Source organism: Photorhabdus noenieputensis (assembly GCF_018448935.1).
Taxonomy (GTDB): Bacteria; Pseudomonadota; Gammaproteobacteria; order Enterobacterales; family Enterobacteriaceae; genus Photorhabdus; species Photorhabdus noenieputensis.
In genome coordinates this window covers 1-23,142 of sequence record NZ_RCWC01000043.1, presented here as the reverse complement: position 1 = coordinate 23,142, position 23,142 = coordinate 1, and the positions used below count along the sequence as shown (strand labels likewise).

The following is a 23,142-nucleotide window of genomic DNA, read 5'->3' as shown; positions in this document are numbered from 1 at the left end:
GCTACTCTTTAATTTGCGGTATTTTTTCAATCAAGGAAGTCAACTGAGGCCGGAAGCGGTTATGTTTCACCACTTTCATCTGCTCACGCATAATCTTCAAGCTATCTGCCCTGACATTCAGTTGTAGTGCGCTGACTGCATCGGGGTTTTTCTTAATCACTTTCCCCCAACCATCCACTGCCATTGAGTGACCCCAAGTCTGACGGGTTCCATGTACACCAACCTGAGCCGGCGCTAACAGAATACATTGGTTTTCAATAGCGCGGGCCCGTAACAGTGGCTCCCAATGGGCTTTTCCTGTCAAACGAGTAAATGCCGCAGGAACAGATATCAATTCAGCGCCTTGCTCACGTAGCGCCTGAAACAACCCAGGGAAGCGCAGATCATAACATATGGTCATCCCGAGACGACCTACAGGCGTATCTACAACGGTAAGATGTTCTCCTCGTTGGAAAATAGATGATTCGCTATATGATCCATGTTCATCATTAATATTGACATCAAACATATGGATTTTGTCGTAACGAGCGCAAATCTTACCCTGATCATCAAACAACAGGCTACTACTGGTGAGCCGTTCAGGATTTTCACGACTGATAAGCGGCATAGAGCCGATTAATAACCAGACACCATAACGGCGAGCAATTTCACTGACAGCTTGCTGTAAAGGCCCATCTCCCTGTTGCTCAGCATGCTTACGATAGCTATCAGCATTAGCAAACAACAATGCATTTTCCGGGGTCATGACAAACTTGATAGTATCCGGCAACTGCTTAATTTGTTGTTCAATTTGCGCCAAATTATGTTTGATATTCTCACCGCTACATAACTGCAAGAGTGCAACATTGACGTTTCTCATGTTCCTCTATTCTCCTTAAGCTGACGCAGAACTTCATCAATTTTCGGTTGTTCAAGATTACCAGTAATCCGGTAACGAATAACGGATATCTTATTCCATAATGGCCCTAAGACCTTGGTCGCCGCGAATAATGCAGCACCCGCCATCGGATTGATGACAAAAGCCGTTGCTACCCCTACAGTAGCAGAAATCTCTGGCGTGACGATGGCCTCGATATTGATCTGTTGGCGAACAAGATCGATCTCACCTTTCGTTATCACATCAGCAATCAACCCATCGACCCGTAAGTTTTCAGTCTTGAGTATCCCATTTTTTACTGAAACATCACCACGGATTGAATCAAATTCAAAATCTTGGCTAAAGGTATCGCTGAAATCGAGCTGTAATTTACGTAACAAAGCATCAAAACTGACTAATTTTAGTAATTGGCCAGCACTTCCTCCACCCAATTTTTCAATAGCGCCTTTGCCTAAGTTGCTTTTTAGATTGCCATTCAGCGTTTGGAAATTGGGTTTCCACGGAGTATCCCACCAATTAAAATCAAAACGGAAGGTAAACGGTGAATTTACAATCGGTACGACTATACCAAGATAAGATGCCATCTCATCAAACTTTTCACCAGAAAATTGCCCCGTAATACGCGTATTATTCCCTACCGCATCTCCTTGCCAACGACCGGCCAAATTGAGTTTACTGACACTGTTTTCTACTATTCCATCCCTTAATACAAGTGAATTACCTTCTGGAATCAGGGAACCAAACACCTTCCCAAGCTTCAATCCCATAATCCAACATTCAGAACAGATGATATCTAATGAAGGCCACTGGTTCAGCGAATAACGCGGAGTTTTACCTGTCTGAGATTGCTTAGGTAAATCCGGTTCAGCTTGCTGAGGGCTATTTTTCAGAGGACTGTCTTTTAAAGTATTATAGTAAAGATAGCCCAAGTTCATTTGCCAAGGGCCACTATTACGGATATTAAGTTTACCGTTGATTTCCCGACCATTAGCTGTGATCTGCGTTCCCCAAGACTGTTTTTCCACATCCAACGATAACTGATTCCAACGTTGCCCCCCCGCATCCAGTGATGGCAGTGATATATGCAGATGCTGTGGCAACATTGACATTCCAGTCAATGAAGAACCAGAAGTCATAGGCGTAATCAGCCCTAACCACTCTTCCCCCTCAATTGCCGGAAGATTCAATTCCAGCAGGGGTTTTTCAGGTAAGTCAGGAACGTTGCTACTGTTACTTTGTAAAATTCCCCGTGACAGTTGAGTATTTTTCCCTGCCAAATGCCATTGAGTATTAAATGCATATTGTTTATCTAAAATGCCTTTTACTCGCAACTGCTCCATATCACCATCAGCCAAAATATGAAGAACACGCAGTTCATCCACTTTCAGGGCAGATAAATGACTATCTACTTGTGATAAATCAGCGTCGATTTTCACATCATATTGAGGCTTACCCTGAAACGGCAAATTAATACCGACTTTTCCTTCCCAATCAACAGAGCCAGAAAGCACTTTAGCCATCGTCGGTGAAAATCCAGATAATTTTTCAATAGCCCAGCGAGCATTCAGCCCAACATTGACTCGATAATTTTTGGGTAAACTCTCGGTAGAAAAATCAACTGTAACAGGCTGCCCAAGCCATTGGGTCGATAATTTGCCGCTTTGTAAGTTACCATTATTAAAGCGAAACCGGCCGCTCACATTTTTCATTTCGCTGTTTAGGGGCTTAATCAACAAGTGATTATTTTTTAAAGTTATCTCACCACTGGCATCCACATTGCCACCATTGAGTGGAATATCCAAATGCAAATTACCCTCGACTTGACCACCAATCTGCAATGTCTCCAGCGTTTCACCAACAGAATTTGCTAGCGGACTGCGGGTAAAATATTCATGAATATCTTTGCCATCTCCCAGAAGATCAGCGTCGATTAATAATTTCTTGCTACGGTAATTAGGAATTACTGCTGAAAGATTACTCGCGTTCACTTCACCAAGTGCCGTTTGCGGAGCAAGCATCCATAGACCGTTATTCTGGAAATTAAGATCAATATTGAGATCCAGCAATGCCGGCCAGTTTGGTTGGTACTGGAAAGTCGCATGACGCAATGGAGCAAAAACCTGAAACTGCCCATTATTCTTTGCAAATGGGAAATCTTTTGGATTGCCCTGAAAAACAAAAGTCGCGTTTTCTATCTGCCCTTTAATAATTGAAGCTGTCAGATAGTCAGTCAGAGGTGTCCCCATCAAAGGTTCAGGAAAATACCTCCAGGCATCACCTGCATCATAGACCCGTACTCCCGCCAGAATACTTAGCGCCGGAGGCTGTTCTTTAGGCTGTTGATAACGAAAATCACCATTAACCCACAATGATTTCGCCTGCAAATCCAGCCCTTGACTCCAAAGTTGTAAACCTTGCTCACCTTGCCGCCAAAGTATTTCGCCATGACTTTGGGATATCTCAAACGGTGCCAAGAACATATCTCGATAATCAACGACACTATCTTTCAATGCAAAACTCAGTTTGCCTTGCCGCAAGCTGCCATTGAGAGAACCAGAGAAGTTATCAATAGAAGGCAATTGCTGCCAGCGTTGCCAACTGACATTCTGCCATTGCATACTGATTCGGGAATCATCTGCCATTTTTGGTGTAATATCGAGGGCAAGATACTTTACCAATCCCTGTGGCTGACGACGTTGCCAATCCTTCACAATATCAGGGGTCAAAAAAGAAAAAGTCGGTAAAATGCTACTTAGCCGTTCAAGTTGAATGTCTTTTGCCCGGATACGCCAATGATCATGACCATCAACTCTCTTAGCTTCCGGCAGATAGAGCACGGATACTTTTCCTGACGGCCATTGCTGACCATCAGTGATTAAATTTGCCAACTCAGGTGCATCAAACAACCAACCACCATCTTGGCGGCGCATCCGTAACACCAGATCACTGACAGAAAGGTTGTGAGATTTGTTAGCAACTTTCCAATTAGCTTCTCCCTGACGGAGTTGTAGCTGGCCGCCATCAATTCGACCATCTTTAAGCATAATCCAGCTAGACAAACTGAACTCAGCATCCTTCAACCCCGTATTATCCTGCAACCAATGACTTAACCACGGGTGAATATCAACATTATCTGCCTGCAAATAAATGGTACCGTTATCCAGTACGCCATGAGTATCATGCAAATCAAATTTAACTTGTATATCCCCATGCTGATTATTGATAGAAGAGAGACTAATTTTCCCTTGAGCACGGTGACGATTATCTTTATTTAGCCAGGTTAATTGTGGTAACAGCAGATCAGCACGTTCACCAGAGGGAGTAAGGAAAGTAAAATGGCTATCTTGCAGATTAAAATGATCAAACTGCTCCAGAAACAGATCTGAAAATAGATCCGATTGGGAAAACATATTACCGCTTTGATCATTAAACAGCGGTTGATAGTAATCTACTTGTAACTGATAAAAAGTAAGATCGCGGAAATTCCAACGCATTCTTAACAAAGATAACCAGATATCCAATGCCACCGTGATCTTTTTGGCTTTCACATCTGCATTTGCAGTTTTTACACTGATATCACGTAATTCAAAAACAGGCCCGAAAGATTCCCATTCTCCCGCAATATATCCAGCCTCAATAGGTACACCAATAATTGATTCAATTTTAGCGAATAATTGTGGGCGGTAATCATTAATATGTGGCAGTAGAAAACGTAATCCACTGACAAGCAAAGCCACAATGATAATGACTATTGCGGCTGTCGCTAATAATACTCCCGGCAGTCGCCTCACACGCATCTCCTTGGTTACCAATGCTGCTATGACAGCAAAATCAAATGGTTACATCATAACTACGTCAAATTGTTCCTGACTGTAGAGCTGTTCTGTATGAACTTTTACCTGTTTGCCGACAAAAATCTCTACTTCCGCTAGTGCATGAGATTCCTCCCCTTTCAGCGCTTCGGTCACTGCGGGTGAGGCATAAATAAGGAAACGATCTGCGTCAACTGCCCGGTGCACACGCACAATTTCACGCATAATCTCATAACAGACTGTTTCAACAGATTTTACGGTTCCCCTTCCTTTACAAGTCGGGCAATCACCGCAAAGTATATGCTCTATACTTTCACGAGTCCGCTTACGAGTCATTTCCACCAATCCGAGTTGGGAAAAACCATTAATCGTCGTTTTAACACGATCTTTACTCAGCGCGTGTTCAAGAGAAGCTAATACCCGCCGACGATGCTCTTCACTATTCATATCGATAAAATCGATAATAATAATCCCCCCCAGATTACGCAGCCTTAATTGCCTGGCAATAGCTTGCGTCGCCTCAATATTGGTATTAAAAATAGTTTCTTCCAAATTACGATGCCCGACAAATGCGCCGGTATTAATATCAATTGTGGTCATCGCTTCGGTTTGGTCAATAATTAAATAACCACCTGATTTTAATTCAACTTTGCGATCAAGTGCTCGCTGAATTTCATTTTCTACATCAAACAGATCGAAAATAGGCTGATTACCGTTATACAGTTCCAATCTGGCTGTCATTTTAGGAATATATTCGCGAATAAATTCCTGTAACTGAGTAAAGGTCAAACGAGAGTCCACTCGAATACGATCAAGGGCTGCTCCGGCGAAATCACGCAAAATACGATGGGCCAGAGCCAATTCGCCATAAAGTTTATTTTTAGTGACATTGCGCTTTTTACGCTCCATCACCTTGCTCCACAATCGTTTCAAGAAAGCCGCATCCTGAGCTAATTCTTCATCGCCAACGCCCTCGGCAGCCGTCCTAATAATGAAACCACCATGTTCATCACAATAGTCAGCCACAATATTTTTCAGCCGATTACGCTCTTCTTCACTTTCAATACGTTGTGAAACCCCGACATGAGATGCACCGGGCATAAATACAAGATAGCGAGAAGGTAAAGTAATATCGGTAGTTAACCGAGCGCCTTTAGTGCCAAGGGGATCTTTCACTACCTGAACCATTAAATCTTGTCCCTGGCGAACCAACTCAGCAATATCTTTGACATGAAAGTTCTTTCGCTCTTCACCAGCAATACATTCCGTATGAGGCACAATGTCTGAGGCATGAAGAAAAGCGGCTTTTTCCAGCCCAATATCAACAAAAGCAGCCTGCATCCCCGGTAATACCCGACTTACACGACCTTTATAAATATTGCCGACAATTCCCCTTTTGGCTTCCCTTTCAATATGGATTTCTTGCAAAATCCCACCATCAATGTAGGCAACGCGCGTTTCGGATGGTGTAATGTTGACTAATAACTCTGCTGTCATGTGTTCCCCTTCCCATCAACTAACGCAAAAAACTTGGTGATTAATTCGTGCGTTTCCACCAATGGCAGACCAACAACTGAGTGATAACTACCATTCAACGTTTTAACAAAGCAACCCGCTTTTCCCTGAATACCATAAGCACCCGCTTTGTCCATCGGCTCACCGGTTGCTACATAATCCAAAATTTCCTGCGTGGATAATTGGCGAAAGGTTACATCGGTAACGACTATATCACTTAAGGTACGCTGACTATCTGATAAAGCAATAGCGGTAATCACCTGATGACACTGCCCGGAAAGTGCACTGAGCATTTCAACAGCATGTTGTTCACTGCGTGGCTTTTCCAGAATCTTACCACTCAATACAACAACAGTATCCGCTCCCAATACCAGAAAATTTTCTGGGGCAATAGCAACTCCCGCTAGAGATTTATCTTTTGCTAACCGGCTAACATACTGACGCGGGGTTTCACCCTCTTGCCACTGCTCCTTTACCTGAGGAGAAAGAATTTCAAATTTAAAGTCCAATAATTCAACCAGCTCACGCCGCCTTGGTGAGCCGGAAGCCAGATAAAGGGTTTTCATGATGATATTGTCCTTACTACTACCTATCTCATTAGGCTATTTCATTTACCATTTTGAGGTTATACACACTACTCATATCCTCAAGTTATTTGGAAAGAATGGCCTGCATCAGTAACGCCTGCTGGAATAAGCTCTGTCAGGACATTAAAAACGGCGATCCGACCACTAATGCACATTAAACTGACGACGGATTTTTCGCATTAACAGGAACAACCACGGCCAAAGAATACCATTGACCAAACTGTTCCAGAATACTCCTGGATGAAAAGCAACATTTGATAACAAAAATTCTGCCCAAAAGACACTGAAATCCATCAGTATCGATAAAGCAATGACGACCAAAGCCTGCTGCCAAAGTGCCATATTGCGGAATAATTGAAACTTAAATGACACCAAATAACTCACCAGACTGTAAGCCAAAGCGTTAACACCCAGTGTCGCCCCCTGAATCAAATCTACGATGATCCCCAATACAAAACCGGTACCAACACTGACTCTATGAGGTAACGCCATCACCCAATAAATCAACAATAGTGCCGACCAGGTTGGCCGATACATATAAATTTGCTCCGGCCACGGCATAATTTGCAGCACCATTGCAACCAAGAAAGATAACCAAATGATCCAACGCCCATGACTCCGGTATTGATTCATTAACGATTTCCCGAATTTATAAATTTATCAGACGTTATTGTCGATTCCGCATTTTTCACTCTTTCTGTTGTCTTGGTTGTTTCATCAGAAACAGATGATGGTGCTGGTGGTCCCATTTCATTTGCATGTGGCAACACCTGAGGCATCATTTGCATTAAACGTTCGTTGGCTACACGATAAACCTCTGAGGGAGGCAATGGTTCGGATGGATTATTATCCGCCCCCCACAACAATAATAAATAACGCAAACGCTGTAATTCTGCCGTTGGTCGGGCATGAATCACCGTATAGGCCCGTTGGTTATCGACTTTAACTGACGAAACCACCGCTACCGGATAACCTTCCGGGAAACGACCTCCTAACCCAGAAGTCACCAGTACATCTCCAACCCGAATATCTGTGTTGCTTGGCAATAGCTCAAACTGCAAATCATCACTACAACCCGCGCCAGCAACAATGGCCCTGATATCATTACGTAAAACCTGAATTGGCAAAGCATGGGTCGTATCACAAATCAGTAATACCCGGCTAGTAAACTGACTGACAGCAACAACTTGACCAACAATACCTTTATCACTGATAACAGGTTGCCCTTCATAAACACCTTCTCTTGATCCCTTATCGATGACGACCTGATCACTATAAGGATTAGCCCTACCGGAGATCACCTGCGTCACCATCATGTGTTCATCCTGACGTAAAGGCGACCCCAATAGCTCACGCAAACGGGAATTTTCCTGTTTAAGTTGCCCTAATAACAGCATGTCACTGTTTTTCATCAATAATTCTTGGCGTAAAGCACGATTTTCCAATCGAAGTTGTTCACGGGAGGCAAGGGTTTCTGACACACCATCAAGCACTTGACGCGGGCCATTGGCGAGAAAATAAAATGGACTGACTACCGTATCCATATAATTACGGACTTTACTGAGAGCATCAAGGCGGCTGTCTGCCACAACCAAAGCAATGGCAACAATAACAGCAAAGAAAAGTCGTAATTGCAGGGAAGGCCCTCTGCTAAAAATTGGCTTCATAAGCTGCGCTATTCCAAACTGTACTGTTTCATAAACAATGGAATTCCCAGACAGCAATCGCAAGGAGGTCTGAGCTGCCCGTCATTCCCCCCTCACTTGCAAGTTAACACTCACTCCTCACTGAAGAGTTCACCGCCATGCATGTCGATCATTTCAAGTGCTTTTCCACCACCACGGGCAACACATGTCAATGGATCTTCCGCAACAATGACAGGAATACCCGTTTCCTCTATCAGTAAACGGTCAAGATTGCGCAATAATGCACCACCACCAGTCAAGATCATACCCCGTTCTGAAATATCGGAAGCCAATTCTGGTGGGCACTGCTCAAGAGCGACCATGACAGCACTGACAATACCCGTTAAAGGCTCTTGCAGAGCTTCAAGAATTTCGTTGGAGTTAAGCGTGAAGCCGCGTGGGACACCTTCAGCCAAGTTACGACCACGAACTTCAATCTCCAACATCTCATCGCCAGGATAAGCAGAGCCGATCGTGTGCTTAATACGCTCAGCCGTTGCCTCACCAATCAGTGAACCATAATTACGACGAACGTAATTGATAATAGCTTCATCAAAGCGATCACCACCGATACGTACAGAAGATGAATAAACAACCCCGTTCAAAGAGATAACCGCCACTTCCGTGGTGCCACCACCAATATCCACAACCATTGAGCCCGTAGCTTCTGAAACAGGTAAGCCAGCACCAATCGCCGCAGCCATAGGTTCTTCAATCAAAAATACTTCACGAGCGCCAGCACTGAGTGCCGATTCTCGGATTGCCCGACGTTCAACTTGCGTTGCGCCAACAGGTACACAAACCAAAACTCGCGGGCTTGGACGCATGAAGCTGTTGCTATGAACTTGCTTAATAAAGTGTTGCAGCATTTTCTCTGTAACATAAAAATCGGCAATCACACCATCTTTCATCGGACGAATTGCCGCAATATTACCCGGTGTTCGACCCAGCATTTGCTTTGCTTCCTGCCCAACGGCAGCAACACTTTTCGATGAACCAGCACGATCCTGGCGGATTGCGACGACAGAAGGTTCATTCAATACAATACCCTGACCTTTGACATAAATAAGGGTATTGGCGGTACCCAAGTCAATAGACAAGTCGTTGGAAAACATGCCACGAAATTTTTTAAACATAGCGAAAGGATAATCCTGCAAGCCGGGGACGGAACAAAACCCGTCTACTCTACCAACCACATGAAGCAGCGACAAGGCGCACAAACACCTGCTTCAATAAAAAAGTGGCTACGTTATTCGTATCAACAGCGCGATATTCTACGTTACTTCTCCCAAACGGAGCAGAAAAAAACTGCATAAAAATGGGTTAATTTTACCAATTGTTCCATAACGAAATGCAAGAACCACCTAATTTTGCATAATTCAACATTATGGTGCTACTGGATGATGCCACCGATACCGTGCCGGCTAAATCCGCTGCTGCTTTTTGACCAGTAACTATTCCTGTAAGTTCACAGCAAACTTATACCTATTAAACCCATACCTATAAACTCATACCTCTGCTCACTATTACCAATACTTAACTACAAGTACGTAGTCTGTGTAGTGAGCAAATTAATGATGTAATAAACTGCGACTAAAATACAATACTTTCTGCTAAAAAATAATAAAAAACAGAATTTTCTGAAATAGAACACCATATGCAATTAATCTGGAATATGACAATGAGATTACAGATAAAAATGCGGATAAATTCTGCTTCATAATCCACCAACACTTTATTTTTTCTTATCTACCTTATGTAAATTACTCATTTTTATCTATCCTTATTTAATGACAAAATCGATTACAGAGAACGGAACAATAATGAAAGCCCTGCTACTCAAACAACAACAGAACCAATTATCAGCGTCCATAGAAGAAGTTGATGCATCTTATCTTCCCGTAGGAGACGTTACCGTCGATATTCACTGGTCAACTCTGAACTATAAAGACGCATTAGCCATCACAGGTAAAGGGAAAATTATCCGCCAATTCCCAATGATACCGGGTATTGATTTCGCTGGCATTGTACACAGTACCGAAGATCCCCGTTTTCATATCGGTCAACATGTATTATTAACCGGCTGGGGGGTAGGAGAAAATCATTGGGGTGGACTGGCAGAACAAGCCAGAGTTTCAGGCGAATGGTTGACACCTTTACCTGCCGGTTTGGATAGCAGACAAGCAATGATCATTGGTACTGCTGGCTTTACTGCAATGCTGTGCGTTATCGCCCTGGAACAAGGTGGCGTTAAGCCAGAAAGTGGTGATGTTATTGTGACAGGTGCCAGCGGTGGTGTAGGAAGTACAGCAATAGCACTACTCTCACAACTTGGCTATTCCGTTGTTGCCGTTAGCGGTAGACAAGAAAATCATGAATATTTGTTATCTCTAGGGGCAAAAAAAGTTTTGCCGCGCCATGAACTTAACCAACCACCTCGCCCACTGGAAAAACAACTTTGGGCCGGAGCCATTGACACCGTAGGCGGTAATGTACTGGCAACAATACTGGCTCAAACTCACTATAACGGTACCGTTGCCGCTTGTGGCCTCGCCGGTGATGCAAATCTGCCCACAACAGTGATGCCATTTATTTTACGTAACGTATGTCTACAAGGTGTAGAGTCTGTCACTGTTCCATCAGCCAAACGACCCGCCGTGTGGCAACGCCTGCAAAAGCTATTACCCGCTTCTTTTTATCAGCAAGCAACTACGGAGATAACGCTGGAACAAACCGTGGAATACGCCAATAAATTGATAGCTAATCAGGTTACAGGACGTACATTGGTAAGAGTTCGTTAAGAATTGTGATTAGCCTCTAAAGTACAGTGGTTTTATTCTTGACATTTTTTCTGATAAGACCAGTATTTAGCTGCTAAATGCTACGATATCATTATAATGTCGAGCTTTATCGCCGAAATGAACTTGTGGCTGTTATAAAAAGATGACAAATCGCTAATATCGGATTATGTTGGCACATTGTTGACAAATTGCCGGAGATACCAGCACAATGGCAGATAAGTTTCACATTTTACTCCTTAATGGCCCTAACCTAAATATGTTAGGAACCCGGGAGCCTGATATTTATGGCAACTTAACGCTTGATGATATCGTCAGCAAATTGTCTGAAGAAGCCTATCAATCAGGGGTTAAATTCAGTCATCTGCAATCCAACGCAGAATTTGAGCTGATAAATAGAATTCATTCTGCACAGGGTAATACTGATTTTATCTTGATTAACCCTGCTGCATTCACGCATACCAGCGTGGCACTGCGTGATGCATTGCTGACAGTGAAGATCCCATTTATTGAGATCCACCTCTCCAATGTTCACGCGCGCGAGCCATTTCGTCATCACTCATATCTTTCAGATCTTGCCGTTGGTGTAATCTGCGGTTTAGGGGTAGATGGCTATAGCTTTGCATTACAGGCAGCGGTAAACCGCTTGTCAAAACTCAACTAAATTAAACAGAAGAGTACGGAATCACACTCATGGATATTCGTAAGATAAAAAAACTGATCGAGCTGGTTGAAGAATCTGGCATTTCTGAACTGGAAATTTCTGAAGGGGAAGAGTCAGTGCGCATCAGCCGCGCATTAGCCCCCCAGAGTTTTCCGGCAGCTCAACAATATATTCCCATCACAGCGCAACAACCTGCACTGGCTAATGCTGTTGCTCCTTCTCAAGCTCTGCCAGAAACGGTCAGCGAAAAACCGGCTGCAATCAATGGTCACGTTGTTCGCTCACCAATGGTGGGTACCTTCTATCGTACGCCTAGCCCAGATGCGAAACCGTTTATTGAAATCGGCCAACATGTCAATGTAGGTGATACCCTCTGCATCGTTGAAGCAATGAAAATGATGAACCAGATCGAAGCCGACAAAGCCGGTGTGGTTAAAGCGATTCTTGTGGAAAGCGGCCAACCCGTTGAATTTGACGAGCCGTTGGTCGTCATCGAATAACGAGGCGTTCCCATGCTTGATAAAATTGTAATTGCTAACCGTGGTGAAATTGCCCTGCGTATCCTGCGAGCTTGTAAAGAGTTGGGGATCAAAACCGTTGCGGTACATTCCTCTGCGGATCGTGACTTAAAACACGTCCTGCTGGCAGACGAAACCATTTGTATAGGCCCGGCAGCTTCTGCAAAAAGCTATCTGAATATCCCGGCGATTATTTCCGCGGCAGAAATCACTGGCGCAGTAGCCATTCACCCTGGCTACGGTTTTCTGTCTGAAAATGCAGATTTTGCTGAACAGGTTGAACGTTCCGGCTTTATTTTTATCGGTCCAAAAGCAGAAACGATCCGCCTGATGGGTGATAAAGTTTCTGCCATCAATGCGATGAAAAAAGCGGGCGTTCCTTGTGTACCTGGCTCTGATGGCCCATTGTCTGATGACACAGAGAAAAACAAAGCCTTTGCTAAACGCATCGGCTATCCTGTCATCATCAAAGCATCCGGTGGTGGTGGCGGTCGCGGTATGCGCGTCGTCCGCAGTGATAAAGATCTAGAACAATCAATCAATATGACCCGTGCGGAAGCAAAAGCTGCTTTCAATAACGATATGGTTTATATGGAAAAATTCCTTGAGAACCCACGTCATATTGAGATCCAAGTATTGGCCGACGGTCAAGGTCAAGCAATTTATCTGGCTGAACGTGATTGCTCTATGCAACGCCGTCACCAGAAAGTTGTCGAAGAAGCGCCTGCACCAGGCATTACGCCAGAAATGCGTCGCAGCATTGGCGAACGCTGTGCTAACGCATGTATCGAAATTGGCTATCGTGGTGCCGGTACTTTCGAATTCCTGTATGAAAACGGCGAATTCTATTTCATTGAGATGAACACCCGTATTCAGGTCGAACATCCAGTGACAGAAATGATTACCGGTGTTGACCTGATTAAAGAGCAGTTGCGGATTGCCGCAGGTATGCCACTTTCAATTAAGCAGAAAGATGTTGTTGTTCGTGGTCACGCTATTGAGTGTCGTATCAACGCCGAAGATCCGAACACGTTCCTGCCAAGCCCAGGTAAAATTACCCGTTTCCACTCACCGGGTGGATTTGGTGTACGTTGGGAATCGCATATTTATGCTGGCTACACCGTCCCCCCTTACTATGATTCAATGATTGGTAAGCTGATTACTTACGGTGAAAATCGTGACAATGCCATTGCTCGTATGAAAAACGCATTGGCAGAATTGATCATTGACGGCATCAAGACAAATATCGAGCTTCAACAGGCGATAATGAATGATGAAAACTTTCAGAATGGTGGCACTAATATCCACTATCTGGAGAAAAAACTGGGATTACAGGAAACTTAAAACCGGTTTAATAACATCAACCGGTTTAATAACATCAATATGTTTTAAGGAGCGTTCAAACGCTCCTTTTTATCTATTCCTATATTATCTTGTATTCACACAGGCAAATATTGGTGAACAATTTCACGACCTATTTCAATTGAAGCGGTCGCTGCTGGTGAAGGCGCATTACAAACATGCAGTGAGCGCATACCCGTGACAATATGAAAATCATCAACCAACTTACCATCGGCAGTCAGTGCTTGAGCACGCACACCCGCGGGGCCAGGAACAATATCCTCGGCATTAAGCTCAGGAATCAAGCAACGGGCATTAGCAACAAACTGTTTTTTACATAATGAACGGTATATCTCCGCTACTCCTTCACTAAAATAGGTACGTGCAATTTTCCAAAAACCACGGTAGCCCAATATTTCACTCAGATCTTTTAGGTTAATATCGGTTTTTTTATAGCCTTCACGTTTAAATGCCAATACAGCATTCGGACCAATATCGCGTTTACCGTTATACATACGGGTAAAATGCACACCAAGGAAAGGAAAATCTGGATTAGGTACTGGGTAAATCAAATGGTTGATCAGGTAATTTTTTTCACTATTCAACACATAATATTCCCCACGGAAGGGAATAATCTTCATGCCAATATCATAGCCTGATAAACGAGCGATACGATCACTATGCAATCCGGCGCAGTTAATCAACCATTTTGCCCGATAACTATTCTGTAGCGTGACAACTTCTACTTTATCACTGCTTTCTTTAATGGCAGTAACCTTTTGGCTATAAACCAAGGTAGCGCCACGCTGCTGGATAATTTCTGCCAGTTTATCAGCCACCTCTTTATAGTTCACAATACCAGCATCGGGTACAAGTAACGCCTCCAACCCATTAACGTGTGGCTCGCGCTCATTAAGTTGCAAACGGTTTAAGCGGCTAACGTCCAGACCATTTTGCAATCCACGCTGATAGAGATTTTCCAATAACGGCAACTCTTTTGGCTGTGTAGCAACAATAACTTTGCCACAACGATCATGGTACAAGCCATGCTGGCGACAAAAAGAGAACATGGTTTTATTACCACGCGTCGCCAGGCGGGCTTTCAAGCTGCCGGGTTTATAATAAATGCCTGAATGCACGACATTGCTATTGTGACCGCTTTGATGGTTGGCTAGTGTGCTCTCTTTATCCAACATCAATATCTTGATGTTCGGCTGAGCTTCCTGCAATGCATTAGCAACACCAAGCCCAACAATACCAATACCGACAATAATATAATCATACATACCTTATTCCCTATTATTGATTCAGCTACCGTTCAGCCCATTTTTCTAGATTTTTACCAATGAGTAAAACTACACTAATAACAATAACTGTCAGCACACAATTCGTTGCATTGGAAATACACTTTCTGATTACATTCAAATCAGTGTAGTAAAAAAACAAATAGCCACAACTGAATAACGTGAAATAAATTAGGCAGTTATCTGAAAAATTAAGTTTTAGTGTGACATATTTTTACTAAAAAAGAAAAAGTATAAAACTCAAGATCATAATACCCGTTAAGAAAAACGTATCGCGATAAAACTCTTGTGTATTGAACAACATATATGGGCATTTCAGTTTAATATTCCAGATATTAGCACAGCTAATGACCATAAGGCAGTAGATTCCTCCAGTAGAAACTATCACGTTCGATAAAAATGTTTTGCCGATCTTTTGAATTTCCCCCTCAATAGCAAATTATGATAACCAATATCAAATAAGTTATTGCCGGGCAATAATTTAATTTCATTGTATTTCATATTTCTTTTCACAGTATTAGTCTCCAATAAATAAACAACCTAAATTTGTTTATAACATTACCAATCATCTTGTGGGAAAAATAGGATAAAAATGCGATCAACATATTCAGAAAATGCTTTTTCTTATATGGGTTATGTTACAAGAATACGAGATAATCTATTCATGTAGAAAAGTTTTTAAGCGAAACTCAAATGACTTACTTTATATCACATTTTTCCTGAATAAATTCACATCTTGCCGTACAATCCTTCCCTTCCCATTCTAATTTATTTAATTACCGGAAGAACGAATGGACAGACGATTTGTTCAATCCCATAAAGAAGCACTTTGGGCAGTGTTCCTAACACTTGCTTACCTTATTGGCTGGCTATTGGCAGCCTATTTACCCAGTGATGCTCCCGGTGTCATTGGCTTACCTCGTTGGTTTGAAATGGCATGTTTGTTACTACCAGCCGTATTCATCATCCTCTGCTGGTTAATGGTGAAGTTTATTTTCAAAGAAGTCCCGCTGGAGGATGAGAATGCAAAGTGAAGTTATCTTACCTCTGCTTGGCTATCTTGCGCTGGTATTTCTCCTGTCAGTTTACGCTTATCGACGCCACCAGAAAGGCCCCTTCCTGACTGAGTATTTCCTTGGCAACCGTTCAATGGGCGGCTTTGTATTGGCAATGACCATTACGGCCACCTATATCAGTGCCAGCTCATTCATCGGCGGGCCGGGGGCAGCCTATAAATATGGTCTGGGGTGGGTATTACTGTCGCTGATTCAGTTGCCGGCAATATGGCTTTCCTTGGCCGTATTAGGTAAAAAATTTGCCATTCTTGCCCGTCGCTATAATGCGGTTACTCTCAATGACATGTTGTATGCCCGTTATGGCAGTCGTTTTCTGGTTTGGTTTGCCAGCCTAAGTCTTTTAGTCGCTTTTGTTGGCGCGATGACCGTTCAGTTTATTGGTGGTGCACGCCTGCTGGAAACTGCTGCGGGTATCCCTTATGGCACCGGATTAATGATTTTCGGTATCTCTATCGCTCTCTATACCGCATTTGGGGGGTTCAGAGCGAGTGTCCTCAATGATGCCCTACAAGGGCTGGTCATGTTGTTAGGCACTGTTCTATTGCTGGTAGCAATTATCTATAAGGCGGGAGGTCTGTCGGAAGCAGTCACCACATTACGCACAATTAATCCTGAGCTGGTTTCCCCACAAGGCGCAGACCATATCCTTAGCGGACCTTTCATGGCATCGTTCTGGATACTGGTCTGTTTTGGGGTAATTGGATTACCTCATACTGCCGTTCGTTGCATCTCCTACCGCGATAGCAAAGCTGTTCACCGTGGCATCATCATCGGAACCATCGTCATGACGCTCCTCATGTTTGGTATGCACTTAGCTGGAGCAATTGGTCGAGCCATTATTCCTGATTTGACCATTCCCGATCAGGTGATCCCAACATTGATGATCACTGTATTGCCACCATTCGCTGCTGGAATTTTTCTAGCCGCACCGATGGCCGCCATTATGTCCACAATTAATGCACAACTGCTGCAATCTTCTGCAACCATCGTCAAAGATCTCTACCTAAACCTGTTTCCACAACAAATCGTACAGGAAAAAAGACTCGCCCGAATTTCCAGTTTTTCTACCCTAATTCTTGGTTTGTTGCTACTTTTAGCCGCCTGGCACCCACCCGAGATGATTATCTGGCTGAATCTATTGGCCTTCGGTGGCTTACAGGCCGTATTCCTCTGGCCATTAGTTCTGGGCCTGTATTGGGAAAAAGCCAATGCCTATGGCGCTATCAGTTCGATGATTACCGGGGCAACAAGCTACACTCTGCTTGCTAGTTTCAATATCCATCTATTGGGCTTCCATCCGATCGTGCCATCATTGTTACTTAGCCTGTTGGCTTTCGGGATGGGTAATATCATCGGTCAGCGATTACCGCCAAAAGCGGCCAGACCACACTAAGTTGGTCACTTTTAATCTATTTTCAATAAGGAGAATTTTTTATGCCTTGGATACAACTTCGATTAAATACTACAGGACAGCTCGCTGAATCCCTTGGAGATACTCTGATGGAAAATGGAGCAGTATCCGTCACCTTTCAAGACAGCCACGATAATCCCGTATTCGAACCCCTACCAGGCGAGACTCGCTTATGGGGAGATACAGATGTCATCGGGCTTTATGATGCTGAAACAGATATGAAAGCAGTTATCAGCCAGCTCGAACAAGTTCCTGAGTTGGGTAAAGGATTTATTCATAAAATTGAGCAGTTGGAAGACAAAGACTGGGAACGTGAATGGATGGATAACTTCCACCCAATGCGTTTTGGCAACCGCTTGTGGATCTGTCCAAGCTGGCGCGACGTCCCTGATCCTGATGCTGTCAACGTGATGCTGGACCCTGGACTGGCTTTTGGTACCGGTACTCACCCAACCACATCGTTATGCCTGCAATGGCTAGACAGTCTCAATCTGGCAGGTAAAACGGTTATCGATTTTGGTTGTGGCTCCGGCATACTGGCAATTGCCGCGTTAAAACTCGGTGCAACGCACGCTATTGGCATAGATATCGACCCACAAGCTATTCAAGCCAGCCGAGACAACGCAGAACGTAATGGCGTTCTGGAGCGTTTAACGCTATATTTGGCGAAAGATGCACCAGCCGATCTTGAATCTGATGTAGTAATTGCTAATATTTTGGCAGGCCCTCTGCGTGAACTCGCCCCTGTAATTGGTGCATTACCAAAACCGGGTGGCTTGTTAGGTTTATCAGGTATTTTAACGAACCAAGCAGAAAGTGTTATTCAGGCTTATACTGATAAATTCGTCATCGATCCTGTTGCGGAACAGGAAGAGTGGTGTCGGATATCTGGGACAAAAATAGCAACAAATTGAAATTATTTTATTTTGTTATAATTTCAAGTGTGAATTTTGATCACTTATTGATGGTAATCCGTGCTATCAGCAAACTTGCTGATAGAAAAATCCTAAGTGACAAACTTTACCAATAACATATAACACCATGTTATTTATGAATAATTATATTTACCACAGAAGAAAAGCTGGAAAAAAGTTGTAACAAATGACGATTTGCTCAAAGTTTGGCCTTTCATATTTTGCGAAAAATGCGTAATATACGCGCCCTTGCAGTCACAGTATGGCCACTCTTTCTTCGTTTATGCGTATCGGACAATACCAGCTGAAAAACTGTCTTATTGCGGCCCCAATGGCTGGCATAACTGACCGTCCGTTTCGGTCACTATGTTACAAAATGGGTGCAGGTATGACAGTATCGGAAATGCTATCTTCCAACCCACAGGTCTGGAAGACAGACAAATCCCGGCTACGTATGGTTCACAGTGACGAACCGGGAATTCGTTCCGTGCAAATCGCTGGCAGTGATCCCGATGAAATGGCAGCGGCAGCGAAGATAAACGTCGCTAATGGTGCTCAGATCATTGATATCAACATGGGGTGTCCAGCCAAGAAAGTGAATCGTAAGCTAGCAGGTTCGGCTTTACTACGTTACCCAGAATTGGTGGAAAGAATTCTTTCTACCGTTGTAAACGCAGTAGATGTTCCTGTTACGCTGAAAATCCGCACTGGATGGTCGCCAGAAGAACGAAACTGTGTAAAGATTGCCCAATTGGCCGAGCATTGTGGTATTCAAGCTCTGACGATCCACGGCAGGACTCGTGCCTGCTTATTTAACGGAGAAGCAGAGTACGACAATATTCGGACAGTTAAGCAGACTGTTGCCATTCCGGTTATTGCCAATGGTGACATTACTGACCCGCTTAAGGCCAGAGCAGTGCTTGAATACACCGGGGCTGATGCCCTGATGATAGGCCGCGCTGCTCAGGGAAGACCCTGGATCTTCCGGGAAATCCAGCACTATCTGGCAACAGGGGAACTGCTGTCACCGATGCCGATTGGCGAAGTGCAGCGTTTAATGAGCGAGCACGTACGGGAATTGCACGACTTTTATGGTCCAGGCAAGGGAGCCCGTATAGCACGTAAGCATGTATCCTGGTATCTCCGGGAACATGCTCCTGATGACCAGTTCCGGCGCACATTCAACACCATAGAGGATGCCAGCGAACAGCTGGAGGTGTTGGGGGCATATTTCGAAAATTTTGCGTAATATAAAGAAAAGAGCTGACAGAACTATGTTCGAACAACGCGTAAATTCTGACGTACTAACCGTTGCTACTGTAAATTCACAAGATCAGGTAACCCAAAAACCTTTACGTGATTCAGTTAAACAAGCACTGAAGAACTATTTTGCTCAATTAAACGGTCAAGATGTTAATGATCTGTATGAGCTGGTATTGGCTGAAGTGGAACAGCCATTGTTGGACATGGTGATGCAATACACCCGTGGCAACCAAACGCGCGCTGCCCTGATGATGGGCATCAACCGTGGCACACTGCGTAAGAAATTGAAAAAATATGGCATGAACTAATCACTAAAGTTAGTTCATTAAAAAAGGCGCTGTACCTCTTGGTAAAGTGCCTTTTTTGCCAAACCACAAAATATATGCTAAATGTACGGGCCTGACATGGCAGCGTCTGCGTTATTATTCGTTCCTAAAAACCCACATCGTCTGCATCAAACCTCTTTTTTACCTGATTGGTTTACCATAATTCCAAATCTTCCCAATGTCAGGTTATTCCACAACTGATAGGTTGTCTTTAGCTCTCATTAATTTGAAATAATTGGTTACAGCCAACAATAGGATAAAACAACCACAACATATCAAAACAATCCCAAGATGTTGGTTCCAACCCGCTAGCGCCAAACCGCCACCTAACATCAAATAATATAGTAACCCCAATAATGCTCCTGCCGTCCCCAATCTATCCGTATAATCAGTCAATGCAGAAGCCAGGATGTTAGGAATTGCAATTCCGTAGGCCACAACAATCAAAATCATAGGCAGAATAAACAACCAAGTATCCTCCAGAACCATTATCAACCCGCCTCCAATTAGGACAATAACAGAAGCAAGCAACACTAAATTTGATGAATTCCATTGTTTGTTCAGCAAGAGTTTATTCAACCAAGCGCCAATGCCTACTCCCAATGCCAAAAATAATCCGGTGTAACCAAACATCTCAGGAGAGAATCCTAACCGCTCAAAATTAAATGGAGCTAATTGGTAATAACTGAACAAACATAGGTTAAAGAGGGCTATTAACAGCGCATTACACCAAATTGCTACATCCTTAAGCATGATAATTAAAGTACTAATTAGCGGTATTGTTACCATTGACGCTGGACGGGTTTCAGGCAGACAAATAGCAGACCAGCCTGATAGTAATACCGCAAGTAAAGACAAGCCGGAAAAGACACCTTTATACCCCCAGAAGTAGACCAAGATAGAACCACTTATCATGCCAACTGCCGGACCTATGGCCAAGGCGACGCCCATAATAGAAAACACCCGAGCTAATTCACTTCCTTGGTAAGAATCTCTCAGCATTGTTTGCGTTCCTACCGAGCCCACTGCGGCCCCAAATGCAGATAACATTCTGGCCGCCAGTAACAACTCAAACTGACGGCTTAGTAATGCCATTAACGAAGCACCGCTATAGAGTAACAATCCACTCAATAACGTTAGCCGTCTGCCTATGAGATCGCACATACGCCCCCAAACGACCACACCGATAGCAAAAGCGAAAAAATATAAAGACAGCGTTTGAGCAGCCTGCTCAGCACTCACTTTAAATTCCTTTGCGATATTGGTTAATGCCGGGCTATAGATGGTTTCTACAATTTGTGGAAACATCATCAGCGCTGTTGCCAAAGTAAGTCCAAGTTTACGTTGCATTGTATTTTTCTCAATCAATTAGACAATATACCCTATGGATTTCAAGATGCATCGCGACGGCAAGGGAGAGAATCCCCGGGAGCATAGATAACGATGTGACCGGGGTGAGCGAGTGCAGCCAACAAAGAGGCAACTTGAAAGATAACGGGTATAAAACGTAAATTAGCATGCCCTTAACTGTCATATTATAATAATAAAGACATTTTATTTATTAAATAGGACATCAATATGGCATGGCTTTCTCGTGATGATAGTTTTGATCCTGATAGCCTTGGAGTACCGGTAGTGGGAATTGCGGCTGAACTAGGTCAGCATGACTCAGGATTTCATCAACATGAGATGGGGCAATTACTATTCACTCAGCAAGGATGCATCAATATCACCCTGGCAGATCAGTTATGCATACTTCCACCAACTCGGGTCGCCTGGATTCCACCGCGTATTATTCATAGGGCAGAGATAAAAGAATCCGTCGGATACCGCTCGATTTATCTGGATGTAAATCGGATCGGATGCTTAGCAGAAAACGTTGAGGTATTGGAAGTTACACCTCTGTTTCGTGAAGTATTAGAACGAATAGCGCTGGCTCCCTTTAATACAGATTGGTTACATGGAGCTGTCGCTAACCTATTGGCAGTTTGTCTTGACGAAATCCATCTGGCAAAAAGAGAACCGACATTATTACCGCTCCCTTTCGACCGTCGTTTGACCCGTATTCCTCTGACCACACTGCCACCACCGCTCAAAATACTGGCCATGAATATTGGAGCCAGTGAAAAAACCATCAGTCGGATATTTCGCCGAGAAACAGGACTCAGTTATCAACAGTGGCGACAACAATGGCGTTTAATCAAATCTATAGAATTACTGGCAAAACAGGGTAATTTGTCATCTGTTGCTAGCGAATTAGAATTTGCCAGTGATAGTGCTTTTGCAATCTTTTTCAAGAAAATGACCGGGCGTTCACCAAGGGAATATATGTCTGCTTATAAGGAGCGCAGTTAAAGTAAATAGTTATTGAAGTAATATACAAAAATTGCCGACATCAAAAGAACTATTCATCAAAGGAGCTATTCCCCCTATGGGCATAGACGTCGGCAATTGCATCAAATAATTAAATAAAAGCTAATAACATCCTACGTACATAAAATATACTTGTTAAAAGCTATTATTTTTCATCATCATTTATCAACTGATAAGATACAGCGATATTTGCTGCCTGACCTGCTAATGGGCTGTAATCACTGGACAGATATATCCCTGCAATATAGTGACTTTCGCCAACATAAAATTTCCTATATCGAGATGTTCCAGGTGCGCCAAATGACAACGAACGACCATCACTCAAAGTAAAGACCGCTTGATCAACAGCACCATTGCCCCATACTTCCAAACTGGTAATTCGACTGCCATTCAGAGAAATAGATGCCGTCTCACCAGATATTGTACCTAATCGATGGCTACTACCATCATCAAATACAACTGTCAGCCCTCCGACTCTCGGAGCCCCTCCAATACGCACAATATGTCCCGTTAACGAATCGATCTTTATTCTTTTCCCGTCATTAAGAGCCCAGGGCAACCGCATGAATGATTAAATATCACTCACATTAGCAAAACCCGCCTGTAATACTCGCTCCAAAAATTGGGTTTTCATCCATATTCGTCTACGCTTCGCTTTAATGCTTAATTGACTCGTTT

The 23,142-nt window shown here is 43.5% G+C and carries 20 protein-coding genes; 10 read left to right on the top strand and 10 right to left on the bottom strand.

What is annotated here, in order from left to right; genetic code table 11:
• Position 1: 1 nt before the first annotated feature.
• The 7 genes from nit1 to mreB form a co-directional block, all read right to left on the bottom strand.
• Positions 2-859 (bottom strand): deaminated glutathione amidase, encoded by an 858-nt coding sequence (gene nit1, locus EAE91_RS21120; RefSeq protein WP_036776000.1) that lies wholly within the window; start codon positions 857-859, stop codon positions 2-4.
• The gene (gene yhdP / locus EAE91_RS21115) at positions 856-4,668 is read right to left on the bottom strand and encodes an AsmA2 domain-containing protein YhdP (RefSeq protein WP_214090204.1); all 3,813 of its coding nucleotides are present in this window, start codon (positions 4,666-4,668) and stop codon (positions 856-858) included. The genes nit1 and yhdP overlap by 4 nt, the downstream gene beginning before the upstream one ends.
• 48 nt (positions 4,669-4,716) lie before the next feature.
• Entirely contained in the window at positions 4,717-6,186 is a 1,470-nt protein-coding gene (gene rng, locus EAE91_RS21110) for a ribonuclease G (protein ID WP_214090203.1), read from the bottom strand.
• Positions 6,183-6,770, bottom strand: coding sequence for a Maf family protein (locus EAE91_RS21105; RefSeq protein ID WP_214090202.1), 588 nt, complete (start codon positions 6,768-6,770; stop codon positions 6,183-6,185). The genes rng and EAE91_RS21105 overlap by 4 nt, the downstream gene beginning before the upstream one ends.
• Before the next feature lie 165 nt (positions 6,771-6,935).
• Complete coding sequence (gene mreD / locus EAE91_RS21100) at positions 6,936-7,424, bottom strand: rod shape-determining protein MreD (RefSeq protein ID WP_214090201.1); 489 nt, start codon at positions 7,422-7,424, stop codon at positions 6,936-6,938.
• Positions 7,424-8,458: a rod shape-determining protein MreC gene (mreC, locus tag EAE91_RS21095; protein ID WP_214090200.1), complete on the bottom strand. Its 1,035-nt coding sequence runs from the start codon at positions 8,456-8,458 to the stop codon at positions 7,424-7,426. Before mreC ends, mreD begins: the two co-directional genes overlap by 1 nt.
• 110 nt (positions 8,459-8,568) lie before the next feature.
• Positions 8,569-9,612 (bottom strand): rod shape-determining protein MreB, encoded by a 1,044-nt coding sequence (gene mreB, locus EAE91_RS21090; RefSeq protein WP_011148194.1) that lies wholly within the window; start codon positions 9,610-9,612, stop codon positions 8,569-8,571.
• Positions 9,613-10,299: 687 nt separating this feature from the next.
• Here mreB and acuI point away from each other — a divergent pair.
• From acuI to accC, 4 genes are all read left to right on the top strand, one after another.
• Complete coding sequence (acuI, locus tag EAE91_RS21085) at positions 10,300-11,277, top strand: acrylyl-CoA reductase (NADPH) (RefSeq protein ID WP_214090199.1); 978 nt, start codon at positions 10,300-10,302, stop codon at positions 11,275-11,277.
• 208 nt (positions 11,278-11,485) lie between these two features.
• Positions 11,486-11,938 carry a type II 3-dehydroquinate dehydratase gene (gene aroQ, locus EAE91_RS21080; RefSeq protein WP_214090198.1) on the top strand — a complete coding sequence of 151 codons (453 nt, stop codon included), beginning with the start codon at positions 11,486-11,488 and terminating at the stop codon, positions 11,936-11,938.
• A 29-nt stretch (positions 11,939-11,967) separates the two neighbouring features.
• On the top strand, positions 11,968-12,438 hold the full coding sequence (gene accB / locus EAE91_RS21075) for an acetyl-CoA carboxylase biotin carboxyl carrier protein (protein ID WP_214090197.1): 471 nt from the start codon (positions 11,968-11,970) through the stop codon (positions 12,436-12,438).
• Positions 12,439-12,450: 12 nt separating this feature from the next.
• Entirely contained in the window at positions 12,451-13,800 is a 1,350-nt protein-coding gene (gene accC / locus EAE91_RS21070) for an acetyl-CoA carboxylase biotin carboxylase subunit (protein ID WP_049582727.1), read from the top strand.
• Positions 13,801-13,895: 95 nt separating this feature from the next.
• Here accC and lhgO read toward each other — a convergent pair whose 3' ends face one another.
• Positions 13,896-15,083 (bottom strand): L-2-hydroxyglutarate oxidase, encoded by a 1,188-nt coding sequence (gene lhgO, locus EAE91_RS21065; protein WP_214090196.1) that lies wholly within the window; start codon positions 15,081-15,083, stop codon positions 13,896-13,898.
• An 809-nt stretch (positions 15,084-15,892) separates the two neighbouring features.
• Here lhgO and EAE91_RS21060 point away from each other — a divergent pair.
• The 5 genes from EAE91_RS21060 to fis all read left to right on the top strand — a co-directional run bounded on the left by EAE91_RS21060 (position 15,893) and on the right by fis (position 20,073).
• Positions 15,893-16,135, top strand: coding sequence for a YhdT family protein (locus EAE91_RS21060; protein WP_214090195.1), 243 nt, complete (start codon positions 15,893-15,895; stop codon positions 16,133-16,135).
• Positions 16,125-17,570 carry a sodium/pantothenate symporter gene (panF, locus tag EAE91_RS21055; RefSeq protein WP_214090194.1) on the top strand — a complete coding sequence of 482 codons (1,446 nt, stop codon included), beginning with the start codon at positions 16,125-16,127 and terminating at the stop codon, positions 17,568-17,570. Before EAE91_RS21060 ends, panF begins: the two co-directional genes overlap by 11 nt.
• A gap of 41 nt (positions 17,571-17,611) precedes the next feature.
• Positions 17,612-18,502 (top strand): 50S ribosomal protein L11 methyltransferase, encoded by an 891-nt coding sequence (gene prmA / locus EAE91_RS21050; protein WP_214090193.1) that lies wholly within the window; start codon positions 17,612-17,614, stop codon positions 18,500-18,502.
• 283 nt (positions 18,503-18,785) lie between these two features.
• The gene (dusB, locus tag EAE91_RS21045; protein ID WP_214090224.1) at positions 18,786-19,751 is read left to right on the top strand and encodes a tRNA dihydrouridine synthase DusB; all 966 of its coding nucleotides are present in this window, start codon (positions 18,786-18,788) and stop codon (positions 19,749-19,751) included.
• A 25-nt stretch (positions 19,752-19,776) separates the two neighbouring features.
• Entirely contained in the window at positions 19,777-20,073 is a 297-nt protein-coding gene (gene fis / locus EAE91_RS21040) for a DNA-binding transcriptional regulator Fis (RefSeq protein WP_010847912.1), read from the top strand.
• A 204-nt stretch (positions 20,074-20,277) separates the two neighbouring features.
• On the opposite strand, the gene EAE91_RS21035 is transcribed toward fis, so the two are convergent.
• Complete coding sequence (locus EAE91_RS21035; protein WP_214090192.1) at positions 20,278-21,441, bottom strand: Bcr/CflA family efflux MFS transporter; 1,164 nt, start codon at positions 21,439-21,441, stop codon at positions 20,278-20,280.
• Between the two features lie 228 nt (positions 21,442-21,669).
• Here EAE91_RS21035 and EAE91_RS21030 point away from each other — a divergent pair, with 228 nt between their 5' ends.
• A complete protein-coding gene (locus tag EAE91_RS21030; RefSeq protein WP_214090191.1) occupies positions 21,670-22,446 on the top strand; it encodes an AraC family transcriptional regulator in 777 nt (258 codons plus the stop codon).
• Between the two features lie 163 nt (positions 22,447-22,609).
• Here EAE91_RS21030 and EAE91_RS21025 read toward each other — a convergent pair whose 3' ends face one another.
• The gene (locus tag EAE91_RS21025) at positions 22,610-22,963 is read right to left on the bottom strand and encodes a jacalin family lectin (protein WP_244868975.1); all 354 of its coding nucleotides are present in this window, start codon (positions 22,961-22,963) and stop codon (positions 22,610-22,612) included.
• Between the last annotated feature and the right edge of the window lie 179 nt (positions 22,964-23,142).

What these genes read in the sequence shown, in the direction of transcription:
- nit1 (WP_036776000.1), bottom strand. Translation starts at nt 859, where the DNA reads ATGAGAAACGTCAATGTTGCACTCTTGCAGTTATGTAGCGGTGAGAAT.
- rng (WP_214090203.1), bottom strand. Translation starts at nt 6,186, where the DNA reads ATGACAGCAGAGTTATTAGTCAACATTACACCATCCGAAACGCGCGTT.
- EAE91_RS21105 (WP_214090202.1), bottom strand. Translation starts at nt 6,770, where the DNA reads ATGAAAACCCTTTATCTGGCTTCCGGCTCACCAAGGCGGCGTGAGCTG.
- mreD (WP_214090201.1), bottom strand. Translation starts at nt 7,424, where the DNA reads ATGAATCAATACCGGAGTCATGGGCGTTGGATCATTTGGTTATCTTTC.
- mreC (WP_214090200.1), bottom strand. Translation starts at nt 8,458, where the DNA reads ATGAAGCCAATTTTTAGCAGAGGGCCTTCCCTGCAATTACGACTTTTC.
- mreB (WP_011148194.1), bottom strand. Translation starts at nt 9,612, where the DNA reads ATGTTTAAAAAATTTCGTGGCATGTTTTCCAACGACTTGTCTATTGAC.
- acuI (WP_214090199.1), top strand. Translation starts at nt 10,300, where the DNA reads ATGAAAGCCCTGCTACTCAAACAACAACAGAACCAATTATCAGCGTCC.
- aroQ (WP_214090198.1), top strand. Translation starts at nt 11,486, where the DNA reads ATGGCAGATAAGTTTCACATTTTACTCCTTAATGGCCCTAACCTAAAT.
- accB (WP_214090197.1), top strand. Translation starts at nt 11,968, where the DNA reads ATGGATATTCGTAAGATAAAAAAACTGATCGAGCTGGTTGAAGAATCT.
- accC (WP_049582727.1), top strand. Translation starts at nt 12,451, where the DNA reads ATGCTTGATAAAATTGTAATTGCTAACCGTGGTGAAATTGCCCTGCGT.
- lhgO (WP_214090196.1), bottom strand. Translation starts at nt 15,083, where the DNA reads ATGTATGATTATATTATTGTCGGTATTGGTATTGTTGGGCTTGGTGTT.
- EAE91_RS21060 (WP_214090195.1), top strand. Translation starts at nt 15,893, where the DNA reads ATGGACAGACGATTTGTTCAATCCCATAAAGAAGCACTTTGGGCAGTG.
- panF (WP_214090194.1), top strand. Translation starts at nt 16,125, where the DNA reads ATGCAAAGTGAAGTTATCTTACCTCTGCTTGGCTATCTTGCGCTGGTA.
- prmA (WP_214090193.1), top strand. Translation starts at nt 17,612, where the DNA reads ATGCCTTGGATACAACTTCGATTAAATACTACAGGACAGCTCGCTGAA.
- dusB (WP_214090224.1), top strand. Translation starts at nt 18,786, where the DNA reads ATGCGTATCGGACAATACCAGCTGAAAAACTGTCTTATTGCGGCCCCA.
- fis (WP_010847912.1), top strand. Translation starts at nt 19,777, where the DNA reads ATGTTCGAACAACGCGTAAATTCTGACGTACTAACCGTTGCTACTGTA.
- EAE91_RS21035 (WP_214090192.1), bottom strand. Translation starts at nt 21,441, where the DNA reads ATGCAACGTAAACTTGGACTTACTTTGGCAACAGCGCTGATGATGTTT.
- EAE91_RS21030 (WP_214090191.1), top strand. Translation starts at nt 21,670, where the DNA reads ATGGCATGGCTTTCTCGTGATGATAGTTTTGATCCTGATAGCCTTGGA.